Source organism: Thermanaerothrix sp. (assembly GCF_056331585.1).
On record NZ_JBWGPQ010000009.1, the window covers coordinates 68,414 to 81,573 of the forward strand.

Here is a 13,160-nt window from a genome sequence, read left to right on the forward strand (position 1 = left end):
TTGCGAGCCCTTAATCCTGGAGTGGGAATAGCACTTACGAGATCATCCTTTACATTCACCCCAGGTTGTGATAATATACAGTCAACAACTGAATAGCCTTTTCAGGCACCTCTTATCCAGAGAGGCGGAGGGACCGGCCCGATGAAGCCTCGACAACCTGGGTGCGTATGATGTGGGCGCATACGCATCCAAGGTGCCAAGTCCGGCAGAAAGTCAATTTCTGGAAGATAAGAGGGCAGCCTACACAAGTGTAGTGATTGCCCCTCCTTATCCCAGAAGGGGCATTTTCTTTTTCTAAACTACTCTTTAGGAGGTAGATCAAAAAATGAACACGTCGTTTATGAACTCGCCTCGGTACCTGTTCACTTCGGAATCGGTGACCGAGGGGCATCCTGATAAGATGTGCGATCAAATCAGCGATGCTGTGTTGGATGCTTGTCTGGCCCAGGACCCGTACTCCCGTGTGGCTTGCGAAACGGCGACCAAGACCGGCTTTGTCATGCTATTAGGCGAAATTACCACCCGCGCCACGATTAACTTTGATCAGTTAGCGCGCAGGGTGATCTTGGATATCGGTTACGATGATTCGAGCAAGTCATTTGACGGTAATACCTGCGCGGTGCAGGTGGCAATCAGTCAGCAGTCCGGTGACATTGCCATGGGGGTGGATCAGGCTCTGGAAGCCAAAACCGGTGAGATGACCGATGCCGAGATCGAGAAAATCGGTGCCGGCGATCAGGGCATGATGTTTGGCTATGCCTGTAATGAGACCCCGGTCTTGATGCCAATGCCTATCTATCTGGCGCATAAATTGACGCGGCGGCTGGCGGAAGTGCGTAAGAACGGCACTCTGCCCTGGCTGCGCCCCGATGGCAAATCTCAGGTTACGATTGAATACCGCTATGGTAAACCGGTGCGGGTGCATACGGTGCTGATTAGTGCCCAACATGCGCCGGAGGTTACTCAGCAGCAAGTGCGTGAAGCCATCATTGAGCATGTTATCTTGCCAGTGCTGCCGCCCCACATGGTAGACCGCGAGATGAAGATTTATGTCAACCCTACCGGACGCTTTGTCATCGGTGGTCCGTTGGGAGATGCTGGCGTAACGGGACGCAAAATCATCGTAGATACTTATGGCGGCATGGGACGGCATGGGGGTGGCGCCTTCAGTGGCAAGGATCCCACAAAGGTAGATCGTTCGGGCGCTTATGCAGCCCGCTACGTGGCCAAAAACATCGTCGCTGCCGGGCTGGCCGAGCGCTGTGAAATCCAGGTTGCCTATGCCATTGGCGTAGCCCGTCCGTTGAGCATCAACGTTGAAACGTTCGGCACCGGTGTTATTCCAGATGAAGATATTGTGCGCCTGGTTGAAACGTATTTTGACCTCCGTCCCGGCGCAATCATTCGCGATTTAGACCTGCGTCGTCCCATTTACCGTCAGGTTGCCGCCTACGGGCATTTTGGCCGTGATGATCTCGATCTGACCTGGGAACGCACGGATAAAGCCGAACTCCTGCGCGAGGCAGCGGGCATCAAAGTTGCGGCATCCTAAAAACGCAAACTTGTCTTCTATAAAATGGCCGGTTGCAGTCTCCTGCAGCCGGTTTTTTAATCCTCGGCGGGCGGCGCCGCCGACCCGTAATCCAACACCTCGCGAATGGGGGAGTTGGGTAGGGCGGGAGAGATAATTCCTCGTTCTTCCATGGCGTCAATCAGCCGGGCAGCGCGGGTATAACCAATGCGCAGTCGGCGCTGGAGCATGGTGACCGAGGCGCGTCCCTCGCGCCGTACCAGGTCAATGGCTTCCTGAAGCAGCGGATCGCCTCCCTCGGTGTCCCACAGTTCGCCTTGTTTGAGGGGAACGTGAGGGGGAAAGAGGTCTACTGCCATCTCACCGCTGGCGCTAGGCGAGGGGAGATTCGTTTGCTGGGCAGCGGCAGTGCGCCAGTAATCCACCAACCGCTGTATCTCGGCTTCGGAGACAAATGTACCCTGGAGCCGTATGGGGGCAGCGGCATCCGGAGCCTGGAAGAGCATATCACCACGCCCGAGCAAGCGTTCTGCACCGGGTTGATCGAGAATGACGCGGCTATCTATCGAAGAGGCAACCGCAAAGGCAATTCGGGCCGGAAAGTTGGCCTTAATCAAACCAGTGACGACATCTACGGAGGGACGTTGGGTGGCCAAAATGAGGTGGATTCCGGTTGCCCGTGCCAGTTGCGCCAGACGGGTAATACTGCGTTCGGTTTCATCCGGCGCCAGCATCATCAGATCGGCCAGTTCGTCAATCACGGCGACCAAATAAGGCAGCGGGGGTGAATGACGGGCATTGTATTCCTGTAAGTTGCGCACCCCTACCTGGGCAAATTTGTGATAGCGGGCATCCATCTCGCGCTGTAACCATTGTAAGGCGCCGATCACGCGCTCGGTGTCCACCACCACCGGCGTCAAGAGGTGGGGGATACCGTTATAACCGGTCAGTTCAACCCGCTTCGGATCCACCAGCACCAACCGTAAATCGGCCGGGGTGTTGTGAAGCAGCAGACAGGTGAGGATGGCATTGACGCAAACGGATTTGCCCGAGCCGGTAGTACCGGCAATCAGTAAATGCGGCATGGCCGCCAAGTCGGCAGCAACCGGACGCCCAGCCACATCTTTGCCCAGGGCAAAGCGCAGGGGTGAGCGTAGACGTTTGAACGCTTCACTCTCGATCACCTCGCGGAGTGCTACGCGGCTGATCTCTACGTTCGGCACCTCGATCCCCACATAATGTTTGCCCGGCACAGGCGCTTGGATGCGGATACGTGGTGCGGCTAACGCCAGCGCCAGATCATCGGCAAGCGATACAATACGGCTGACGCGCACACGGGTACGCCCGCTGCGAGTTTCGATAAAATCCGGTTCAACACCAAAGCGGGTAACGGTGGGGCCGTGGGAGATGTCCACCACGTGGGCCGGGGCGCCGAACGAGGCCAGGGTTTCCTCAATGATTTTGGCGCGCTCATGATCCAGGTTATCCTGGGCGGCAGCGGGAGTAGGAGGATCGAGAATCTGATCTAAGGCCGGCAATGCCCAGGGCGACGGTGGTGGTTGTGAGTCGGTTAGGGATGTCGGCTCGGGAGTGGTTGTTGCCGGAAGCGTAGGGGCGGAAGGTGAGGGGGACTCACTGGTGGCGGACTCGGACAATGTGCGACGTGTTTGGGTGGGCGTGGCTCGAGGTTGGGATCGCCCGGGCAAGGGCTGGAACTCAGGAGGGAGGTCTTCGGTGACTTTTTGAGATGTCGGTACAGTTATTGCCGGGCGATGGGCTGAGGGTTTAAGGCGTTTGGCAACGACGGATTGCCAGGTTTTCACCACGAACTTAGCCCATTCGGTGAGTGAGGTGTCTGTGATCAACATGATGCCGAAGCACAGCCATCCCAATAGGACGACCATGGTGCCGGCTTGACCAAGGGCGCTAAGGAGCGCAGCGAGCGTGGTTTGACCTAACCATCCACCTCCCTTTCCCTGATTGACCAGGCCCGGGCCACTGCCGCTGAGCCAGTGCAACCAGGTTAACAGATTCCAATAGAGCAATCCTAAACCAAGCAGGCGGGGGGTGGAGGGCAACGGAAGGCGCTCAACACGGCGTAGAATCAGCCAGATACCGGAAATCATCATCGCAAAGGGTACTGCAAGGCTTCCCCAACCCAGGAATCGGCGCAGGGCACTGAGAACAGCCCGGCTCACCGTTCCATTTTGAGATGAAATCAGGCTCAAGAAGAGGGCCAGGCCGGTTAAGGTTAGGAGGACACCAAGCGCATCGAGTTTATGCTCGGGGGAAATCCGGTTCCATAGATGTTGCAGGCGAGCGAGGAGACGTGGTGGACTGCCCGGCGTTGTGGCGCCCGGTTTTTGCCGCGAAGCGGTCCGTGCCTTTGGTTGAGCCCCACGCAGACGTGAAGGTTGCTCTCCAGGCCGGCCCTTGCGCGAGGATGGCTTACGGGTCTTGGCTTGTGGACTCATACATGCCTAAACCGGATGAACTCTCTGTATTTATTCTACCCCAAGGGCGCGGCGAGTAGCCCGAAATGCCAGCGGGGGAAGCTGATCACGGGCAAAGAAGCCTACCCGGTCGGCATCATCACCGGGCCGTGGCGTGCCACCGATGCGTTTAGCGCGGTACACAATGACAATATCGGCACCCCGTTCGTGCTCACGCCCACTGATAACCTCCACCAGGCCGGTCACCTGAACCTCTAAGCCAGTCTCTTCAAAAGTCTCGCGCTCAGCAGCACGGGCGGGGTCTTCGCCGGCATCCACAAAACCTGCCGGTAGTGTCCAATAGCCTTGATAAGGTTCGTTGACGCGGCGCGTGAGTAGGATTTTACCTTCTTCTTCCACAATTGCCGCTGCGGCAACTTTAGGGTCGGCAAAATAAATCCATCCACATTCAGGACAGGTGGGGCGTTCCTGTCCGAACAAGTAACGGGAGACCACCGGAACTCCACAGTAGGGACAAAATCGAATTGGGCGTTGGTTCATTGGGAGCGCAACCTCCGGATCAGTACCACCATCCCCAAAATGAAAGCCAGCCCAATCAGTCCGCCTTGAAGCAGGCGCTTGAACGAGATTGAGAAAGCAAGGGGGCTTTCGCGCTCGGGGGTTAGGGTAGGAGTAACAATGTAAATTTTACCCCGCTCTTCTGGCGCTGGTAGCCCCAAGACGGGATTTAGCGCTTGGGGGGAAGGTACAGTTAGAGCGCGTACCTCAGGCGTGGGTTGCGGGGTAGCGAGTAGCGGAGCGGGTGTTGGGGTGAGTTGTGACGGCAGCGCAGGAGGCGTTGTTTCTGGCGCATATCCCTTGAACGGTGTGCTGGCATCCCCGCTCCCTCCGCCCATGCCACCGAGTTCCTCGGCGCCGCCCCCACCCATGCCAATTGCTGGTGATGGGGGCCCACCCCAATAAACAACGACGGCGGTTGCGGTGGGTTGTGCCGCAGTCATGGCTTCCGGCTGGGCAGCGGAAAGGAGAGGGTGTGCGGTAGGGCCAGTACTACTCATGGGCAAAAATTCTAATAACACAGCGATAATGACCAGAAACACGGCTAGCGCCGGTGCCAGTTGCCAGATGAAGAGGGGGCGCGGTTTAGGTGCTGGTGCTCCCACCATTGCCGGCGTTAACGTGAAGTTGTGCGGAACTCTGCGACGCGGCGCATGGCGTAGCACGTGCCGGGTCTGACGTAAACTGTGCCAGGCCTCACGAATCTCAGGACGCGTGCGCAGCCATTCCTCCACCTCCCGACGTTCACGTTCGCCAAGTTGTCCATCTAGGTAGGCGGAGAGACGTTCCCATTCTTTGAGAGAGAGCCGCGTCTTCATGCTATTTCCTCTTTACCTAGACGAAAGCGGGTGGGCAATAGTTCCGCAAATCCGGCCAGGCAATCACGCAGGCGGAGGCGAGCACGCGCCAGGCGACTTTTGATCGTGCCCAGGGGTTTACCCAGCGCCTGGGAAACTTCGCTGTAATTGTATCCTTCTACATCTACCATAATGATCACAGCCCGAAAGTCTTCTGGGAGTTCCTGTAAACAGTGGATGATAGCACGTTCGATCTCGCGCATTTGAATTTCTTCTTCAGGCGAGAGGTGGTTATCGGCCAACCAGGCGGGGGATTCGATTTCCTCGTTTTCGCGGTTGAGCGGCTCGAGTGCGATAGTGGGATGGCGTTTCCGCCGCCGCAATTCATCGTAGCAGGCATTGGTCACCATGCGCATGACCCAGGCGCGGAACGAGCCCCCGCGATAGGATTTGAGGCTGCGGTAAGCCGCGATAAAAGCGGTCTGAGTCACATCGGCGGCCGCATCAGGGTCGTTTAGCATGCGGTAGGCCAGATTATAGGCACTATCCTGGTAGATTAACACCAAGTGGTTAAACGCTTCCAGGTCACCTTCTAAAGCGCGGCTAATATATGCGGCTTCGTCCATCCTAAACCTTTCTCGCACGGAGCAGGAGAGCGGCGATTTCACGCCAGATGGCCAGGGTGACGCCAGTTGTCGCTATTAGTACCAGAACAAACAGCGGAATCACGGAGGTTTGCAGCCAAAAACCGCGCAGCCAGGCGGCTAGAGGAACGGCGAGGAGAACAGCCCAAAGGGTACGTATGCTTACCCCAAAGCGGCTGGCATATGAGGTATGGTAAAGCCCCAACGGCATGGCGCTCAATGCCCAGCCAATAAGTAGCGGGATAAATGTGGTGAGCCAGCGCGGAGAGAGTAGGGAAATCCCATGGGTAACTTCCCCAGCCAAGGTTACCCCGAGCAGGAAAAGTCCATCCCCTAGGATAATCCAATTGGGAACACGGGGAGAATGATGCTGAGCCACGTTAGTTATCCTATTCCAAAGGAAAGGAGGCGTCAAGCAAACCGATACGTTATTATCGGGGTGAATCCTAATCTTTGAAAGGAAAACCTGAGGAAAACGTTTCACGTATTATAATTAGTATGGTCAACAATTTTCGGCGTAACCACATAGGGACGCTTGAGTTAAGCATAGATTTAGCGTTTGTCAATAAGGATGGGCGATGGAGGGCTTTCTTAACGGCATAGACCGTGCGTTGGGATGGATTCATCTAATTCCCCTCGCGCCAGTAGGGTGGTGGTTTTATCCGCTACTGGTGCTCATGGTAGCGTTGGAAGGCCCGGTTTCGATCCTGCTGGCGGCTACGGCGGCGTCGGCCGGTTTTGTCGCGCCTATTCCGGTCTTTGTGGCCGCCTCTTTGGGCAACCTGATTGCAGATACCCTTTGGTACGCCCTGGGGTATCTTGGGCGTTTGGAATGGCTAACGCGCTGGCGTTGGTTGGGGATTCGCCGGGAGCAAGTGGAAGGATTGCAGAATTTAGTCCAACGTCATGCACTTAAGATTTTGGTCGTTGCCAAACTCACCAATGGGATGATCATCCCGGCGCTAATCGCGACCGGACTGGCGCGGGTGCCTTTGCGCCGTTGGTTTGGAGCGATTTTTGTCACCAATTTGATTGTAACTAGCGCCTTTGTTGCTGCTGGTTACTATTTGGCCAACGGCTTGATGTATATCACCCAAGGGGTGCGATATCTGGCGATCGCCTCAACACTTTTCTTTTTGATCCTGGGCATGATTTTTCTGCCCCGTTTGTTGCGTCGTCATCCGGCATTGCGTATTGAAGCCACCGGACATGATGATGCGAGAGAGTGATTGTTCTCCATGCGTGTGTTAATTGTCACCACGACCTTTCCGCCCCACTTAAATGGGCAGGCTACCTTTAGCGGTAACCTGGTGGAAGGATTAGTGCGGCGCGGGCATTCGGTAGGGGTGGTGGTGCCGGGGCGTGGCTGGCGAGCGGAAATGGAAAGCCAAGGCAACCTTACTGTGTGGCGCTTGCCCGGACTGCCCTTAAGTCTGCTCCATAACGAGTTGGTCTGGGTTTGGCGATTGGGCGCAGGGATGCGGCGCATCTTTGACGCCTTTCAACCCGATGTGGTTCACCTGCAGGATTCCTCGCCTTTGTGTCGGGCGGCCCGGCACGAGGCGCGCCGCCGCGGCCTGCCGGTTCTGGCCACGCATCATCCCGGACCGGAGATATGGGCGCCCTATTTCTCATGGTTAGCGCGTTATTTTCGTCCTATCGTGACCTGGGCAGCCTGGCGCTGGATGCTCTCTTATCTCAACCATGTGGATGGGGTGGTGGTGCCCTCTACTGCAGCGGCTCAGGTCTTGCGTCAACAATGTGTGCGTCCCCCAGTCCATGTTATTTCTTGTGGTGTGGATTGGTGGGATTGGCAGGCTCTACAGCCAGTTGACCCCCGCGCGGTGCGACAAACCTGGAATCTGGAACCAGATCTTCCTCTTTTCCTCTATGTTGGGCGGCTGGATCCGGAAAAACGACTACCGATTCTGCTCGAAGCCGTGGCGCAGATTGAGGGAAGATCGTTCCAAGTGGCGTTGGCAGGGGAAGGGGGGATGGAGGCTGCACTGCGCCGCTGGGTTTCTGCCCATCACCTGCAGGATCGGGTGCGATTCTTAGGGCGGGTGCCACGCGAGGCAGTGGCCCAATTGTTGCAAGCAGCCGATGTGTTTGTAATGCCCGGAGATGTGGAGTCATTAAGCCTGGCCACACTGGAGGCTATGGCCTGTGGCAAACCAGTGATCGCCGCCCGTGCCATGGCCTTGCCGGAACTGGTCCGTCATGGGGAAAATGGGCGTCTGTTCCAACCTGGGGAGTCCAGAGACCTAGCAGTCCAAATGGAGTGGTTTTTAGCACATCCTGAGGCCTGGGCGGTTATGGGGGAGCGGGGGCGTCAAATTGCACGAACGCACGATCTTGAACTTACCATTGCACATTACGAACAACTTTATCAAAGACTCTCCGTACCCGGGATGGCGCCCCATACGGTGGCGGCTCGGCCTGCTCAACGTGGTAGGCGCTTCTCGTTCTCGCGTGTTCTGGCGGTGCTTCTGGTTGTTCTAGGGGCGCTCTTCTTGAGCGACATGTACCGCGTACCAGCGGCTTCGGCTTCCGGGCTTACACTCGATGAATTACGCACAGCGGTGGAAGAGCGTTTGGCGCATTTGTTTGAACAGCGTAGTAAAGGGATTCAAGCACCAGGTGGGTCCACGTCATCCTGGCGGGGTTGGGAAGGCCCGGTGCGCATGGCTTTGTTCGCCCGGGGCAATGGAACAGTTTGCCCACCGTTGATTCTGGACTGGCAGCCAATTCCAACCTGGTTTTCTGAGGGCGGAACGGATTCGCCCCCTGCAGCCCAAGCCTTGATGATTGTGGAGACCGACTTGGATACCAGACGCTTGCAGATCGTCTGGCAGCCGCACGGCTGTGCTGAACCCTTCGGCATCTCCGACTCAGAACAGTCACTTTTGCAAACCTACAAACTACTGGCTTGCCAGGTTTCTCCCAATCAGGAGGATCTTGAAGCCTTGCGCTGCGGGTTTCAGATGTTGGAAGATTGGATGCGCCTTGAGGTTAAGCCATAGGGGTGCCTAGGGCTAACTCTCCCGCTGCCTCAAATAACTCCAACGCAGCGCGTTCGTCCTGGATCCCTTGCATAAGCAGGAAAACGTCGGTTTCGGAGGTGTAGCCCCAGTCGTGCAGCACGCCCGGAATGCTGCCGGTTTTATGACAAAAGGTGACCGCATCCGGGTTGAAATTACGCTTGAGCAGACGGTCGTCCTGGTTGAGGCTGAGGATGCGATCCACCCATTGTCGTTCATCAGGCTTGAGGCTGCGGATAAGATCGAATAGGCGGATGCAGTCGGTAGGGCTGATCCAGTTATCCAAACCGCGGGCGCGCGCCTCAAAGTCCATAAGTTTGCGCTGAAGCACCGTGTCGGTTAATCCCAAATTGGCTTGAAAAACCCGATTGAGGCGCTCGATTCCGAGGCGGCGGATGACCAGGTTGGTGCAGAGGTTGTCCGAGGTGGTGATCATCATCAATAGGACATCATGATAGGTCAAACGGCGGGTGGTCATCGCCCAGGCAAATCCCGCCCCCTGAACTTGAGGCTCGTCATCCAGATGACACCATTCTGCACGGCTGACATCTCCCTGGCGTTCCAGGTGAAGCCAGGCCAGCAGGATGGGTACTTTGATCAGTGAGGCGGCAGAGAAACGCTCACTGTTGGTTTCAAAACAGGGGGGATGATCCTGACGACGCAGATAGAAAGCGTATTGCGTGCCCGAGTCGCGCAGAGCCTGGAGAAAATCCATGAGATCCACTTTAACCTCTCTCATGACACTGAGACGGTGATTTAATTTTATCGCTCATTCTTGGAGTAACGGAATGGTTGCCAGCGTAAGAGTCAGGGCATGTTACGCCGGTGGAAGCAGATGGCATTGCTGTGAAGGTTGTGTCGAAAGAAATCTACCAGTTGGGGCATGAGGAGATCCAGGCCGGGACTGCGCACCTGTTCGTGACTAGCCTTGGGGAGCCAGATGATATCTTTGGGTTCTTCAGCCGCTTCATAGAGGCGCTTAGCTTGATCGGGGGGAATGCGCCGATCTGCCTGCCCAAAGACGAAAAGGATTGGGCGCGGGGTAAGGCGGTGGACAACATCCAGAGGGCGCACTTCATCGCGGGTGAATCCTTTGCGCCATTCTGCCAGGCGGATGACCTGCTCGTAAAGTGGGGCTGGGAAGAAAATGGGACGGTTGACCCGCCACGCATCTTCCAGTGAGGGAAACGGGGCAGCGGCGACAACAGCGTGGAGGTTGGGGTTGCGGGCAGCACTCAGGATAAGCGCCACCGCGCCGGCAGAATGTCCAATGCCCCCAATGCAAGGGACACCACGTGTTTCGACTAAATAACGCACGGCGGCATCAATGTCCTGACTCTCGCGCGCCCCGTAGGAAAACACAAAACGGTTGCCATCACTCTCACCGCTCCCACGGTAACTGAATAACAAAACGTGATAACCCGCCCCATGCAAGAGGCGCACCAGGCTTAAACCCTGGCGCTGGTCTTTTGCCGTTGCCGGGGCGTAAAGGATGGCCGGTGCTGCAGGATCGGCGGCGGGAAAGAACCACCCACGCAGGGTCAGGCCATCGGAGGTTGGAAATTCTACTTTTTCGTAATCAACCTTCAATATAGAAGGGGGCGCTTTGAGGATTCGTAACGGCGCCGTGGTAGCGATCATTTCGCCCACCATTGGCGCCGAGGCGAGTAATATGGAAAAACTGGAGAACAAAGTCGTTATTAAAAGGATACTCTTCAACCGCTAACCTAACATTCTATGGTATAGGATGACCTGGATTCTAACCGTAAAAGGGCATATTGAATAGGTCAAGTTGCGACAAAAAGCATAAGAAAACCAGGACACTTGTCCTAAATCGCAGCGGTTGAATTGGCGCAATGGGTGATTTGGTTTGACAGCGCTTTTTTTTGGTTGTAAAATTGATTTGCCTTGTTCTGGCTTACCTATGGGCTATACCATTCCAATTCCTGGAACAACATCTATAACACCCGAGGTCCATTCCATGACCGATTTATTAACTGTTGAGGGCCTGGAGACCCAATTTCGCACTCGTGAGGGGATCGTCCATGCCGTAAATGGCGTTTCATTTTCACTGCGTGAAGGGGAGACCCTGGGCATTGTGGGGGAGAGTGGTTGTGGTAAGAGTGTGACCGTGATGTCTATGTTGCGTCTGATTCCATCGCCGCCTGGTAAGGTGGTGGCGGGAAAGGCTATCTACCAGGGCAAAGACCTGCTGAAAATGAGCGATGAGGAAATTCGTCATATCCGCGGCGCTCACATTAGCATGGTTTTTCAGGACCCAATGACCTCGTTCAATCCGGTGTTGACCATTGGTCGCCAGGTAGCCGAGCCGCTCGAAATCCACATGGGGATGTCACGCAAGCAAGCACTCGAACGAGCGGCTGAGATGCTGGCGATGGTAGGCATTCCGAATGCCAAGGAACGCCTGAACGATTACCCCCACCAATTCTCAGGCGGGATGCGCCAGCGTGTGATGATTGCTATGGCGCTGATCTGTACCCCGCAAATCCTGATCGCCGACGAGCCGACTACCGCATTGGATGTCACTATCCAGGCGCAGATTATTGATCTGGTCAAGCGTCTGCGGGATGAATTGGGAATGGCCATCATCTGGATCACTCATGATTTGGGGATCATCGCTGGGTTGGCCGACCGGGTGGCGGTGATGTACGGCGGTTATATTATCGAAATGGCGCAAGTGGATGAACTTTATGCCCACCCCACCCATCCTTACACCATTGGCCTGCTGGGCAGTCTCCCGCGAATGGATGAAACCGGCCATCGGCGTCTGGTTTCGATTGATGGCTTGCCCCCGGTGTTACTGGAGAAACCGAATTATTGCCCCTTTGCGCCGCGCTGTAAGTATGCGGTTGAACACTGTTGGCACGAGAACCCACCCTTGATGACCGTTGCTCCTGAGCATCAAGTGGCGTGTTGGGTGGACACTCAAACTGGGAGAGAACGCTGATGGCCGAGCCCGAAGTCCTGGTTCGCGTTGAAAATCTGGTCAAGCATTTTCCGATTACCCGCGGCATTATTGTTCAACGCCAAGTGGGGGCGGTTCACGCAGTAGATGGGTTAACGTTTGACATATATAAGGGCGAAACCCTGGGTCTGGTGGGTGAGTCGGGGTGTGGTAAATCCACCACCGGACGTACCATCCTCCAACTATACCGCCCTACCTCGGGAAGCGTGCATTTTGAAGGAGTGGACCTGGTTAAACTCAAAGGGGAAGATCTGCGCAAAATGCGCCGACGCATGCAGATGATCTTCCAGGATCCCTATGCCAGTCTTAACCCGCGCATGACGGTTGGTGAGATCATCGGCGAACCGCTGATCATCCACAACGTAGCGCGGGGGCGCGAGGTGCAAGAACGGGTGGAGCACTTGCTGGAACTGGTGGGGCTCAATCCCGCGTATGCCAATCGCTATCCGCATGAATTCTCGGGTGGTCAGCGCCAGCGCATAGGGGTGGCACGCGCTTTGGCCCTGCAACCCTCATTCATTGTCTGCGATGAACCCATCTCGGCGCTGGATGTGTCCATTCAGGCCCAGGTGGTCAACCTGCTAGAAGATCTGCAGCAAGAATTTGGCCTCACCTATCTCTTTATCGCGCATGATCTTTCGATGGTTCGTCATATCAGTAACCGCGTAGCGGTGATGTACCTAGGTGTCATGGTGGAACTGGCGACGCGCGATGAACTTTACAATCATCCCCTGCACCCATACACCCAGGCGTTGCTCTCAGCGGTGCCCATCCCCGACCCGGCGGTAGAGAAGAAACGCAAGCGCATCATCCTGCAGGGGGATGTGCCCTCACCGGTTAACCCGCCCTCGGGGTGCCGCTTCCGCACCCGTTGCCCGCTGGCGGCGGAGATTTGTAAAGAGGTCAAACCGGAATGGCGTGAAGTAAGTCCGGGTCACTTTGTGGCCTGCCATATGGTATAAACTTTTAAACAAGGCGACTTTTCTGAAAGGAGGTGATGGTTGGAAATCTGCGTTAGGTGTGGTGAGTTGGTAAAAGCGGGGCATTTAACCCACTCGAATCCATTCTAGATCCTTATCAAGGAGGAGAAAGATATGCGTACCAAGTTGTTCTTGTTGATCAGTGTGTTGGTTTTGGCAAGCCTGGTTTT

The 13,160-nt window shown here is 55.9% G+C and carries 12 protein-coding genes and 1 riboswitch; of the genes, 5 read left to right on the forward strand and 7 right to left on the reverse strand.

What is annotated here, in order from left to right; translation table 11 throughout:
• Positions 1 to 109: 109 nt before the first annotated feature.
• Positions 110 to 234: riboswitch (SAM riboswitch) on the forward strand.
• Positions 235 to 325: 91 nt separating this feature from the next.
• Positions 326 to 1,552: a methionine adenosyltransferase gene (gene metK / locus AC01YT_RS05295; RefSeq protein WP_476673366.1), complete on the forward strand. Its 1,227-nt coding sequence runs from the start codon at positions 326 to 328 to the stop codon at positions 1,550 to 1,552.
• Between the two features lie 56 nt (positions 1,553 to 1,608).
• On the opposite strand, the gene AC01YT_RS05300 is transcribed toward metK, so the two are convergent.
• Genes AC01YT_RS05300 through AC01YT_RS05320 form a run of 5 tightly spaced genes read right to left on the reverse strand, consistent with a single transcriptional unit; the run spans position 1,609 to position 6,362 of the window.
• Positions 1,609 to 4,005 carry an FtsK/SpoIIIE family DNA translocase gene (locus tag AC01YT_RS05300; RefSeq protein WP_476673368.1) on the reverse strand — a complete coding sequence of 799 codons (2,397 nt, stop codon included), beginning with the start codon at positions 4,003 to 4,005 and terminating at the stop codon, positions 1,609 to 1,611.
• Between the two features lie 30 nt (positions 4,006 to 4,035).
• The gene (locus AC01YT_RS05305; protein ID WP_424912698.1) at positions 4,036 to 4,524 is read right to left on the reverse strand and encodes an NUDIX hydrolase; all 489 of its coding nucleotides are present in this window, start codon (positions 4,522 to 4,524) and stop codon (positions 4,036 to 4,038) included.
• A complete protein-coding gene (locus AC01YT_RS05310) occupies positions 4,521 to 5,360 on the reverse strand; it encodes an anti-sigma factor family protein (protein WP_424912697.1) in 840 nt (279 codons plus the stop codon). The genes AC01YT_RS05305 and AC01YT_RS05310 overlap by 4 nt, the downstream gene beginning before the upstream one ends.
• A complete protein-coding gene (locus tag AC01YT_RS05315; protein ID WP_476673371.1) occupies positions 5,357 to 5,965 on the reverse strand; it encodes an RNA polymerase sigma factor in 609 nt (202 codons plus the stop codon). The genes AC01YT_RS05310 and AC01YT_RS05315 overlap by 4 nt, the downstream gene beginning before the upstream one ends.
• A 1-nt stretch (position 5,966) precedes the next feature.
• Positions 5,967 to 6,362 (reverse strand): DUF3054 domain-containing protein, encoded by a 396-nt coding sequence (locus tag AC01YT_RS05320; RefSeq protein WP_424912695.1) that lies wholly within the window; start codon positions 6,360 to 6,362, stop codon positions 5,967 to 5,969.
• Positions 6,363 to 6,561: 199 nt separating this feature from the next.
• Here AC01YT_RS05320 and AC01YT_RS05325 point away from each other — a divergent pair, with 199 nt between their 5' ends.
• Both AC01YT_RS05325 and AC01YT_RS05330 read left to right on the forward strand, forming a co-directional pair.
• Positions 6,562 to 7,212, forward strand: a complete 651-nt coding sequence (locus AC01YT_RS05325) for a DedA family protein (RefSeq protein ID WP_424912694.1) — start codon at positions 6,562 to 6,564, stop codon at positions 7,210 to 7,212.
• Between the two features lie 9 nt (positions 7,213 to 7,221).
• Complete coding sequence (locus AC01YT_RS05330; RefSeq protein WP_476673374.1) at positions 7,222 to 9,006, forward strand: glycosyltransferase; 1,785 nt, start codon at positions 7,222 to 7,224, stop codon at positions 9,004 to 9,006.
• Here AC01YT_RS05330 and AC01YT_RS05335 read toward each other — a convergent pair.
• Both AC01YT_RS05335 and AC01YT_RS05340 read right to left on the reverse strand, forming a co-directional pair.
• Positions 8,996 to 9,739: a serine hydrolase gene (locus AC01YT_RS05335; protein ID WP_424912701.1), complete on the reverse strand. Its 744-nt coding sequence runs from the start codon at positions 9,737 to 9,739 to the stop codon at positions 8,996 to 8,998. The two genes, AC01YT_RS05330 and AC01YT_RS05335, sit on opposite strands and share 11 nt — an antisense overlap.
• Positions 9,740 to 9,831: 92 nt before the next feature.
• Positions 9,832 to 10,665 carry an alpha/beta hydrolase gene (locus AC01YT_RS05340; RefSeq protein ID WP_476673376.1) on the reverse strand — a complete coding sequence of 278 codons (834 nt, stop codon included), beginning with the start codon at positions 10,663 to 10,665 and terminating at the stop codon, positions 9,832 to 9,834.
• Positions 10,666 to 11,005: 340 nt separating this feature from the next.
• On the opposite strand from AC01YT_RS05340, the gene AC01YT_RS05345 reads away from it, so the two are divergent.
• Both AC01YT_RS05345 and AC01YT_RS05350 read left to right on the forward strand, forming a co-directional pair.
• Positions 11,006 to 11,992 (forward strand): ABC transporter ATP-binding protein, encoded by a 987-nt coding sequence (locus tag AC01YT_RS05345; protein WP_315624580.1) that lies wholly within the window; start codon positions 11,006 to 11,008, stop codon positions 11,990 to 11,992.
• Positions 11,992 to 12,972, forward strand: coding sequence for an ABC transporter ATP-binding protein (locus AC01YT_RS05350; protein ID WP_424912691.1), 981 nt, complete (start codon positions 11,992 to 11,994; stop codon positions 12,970 to 12,972). Before AC01YT_RS05345 ends, AC01YT_RS05350 begins: the two co-directional genes overlap by 1 nt.
• The last annotated feature ends 188 nt before the right edge of the window (positions 12,973 to 13,160 follow it).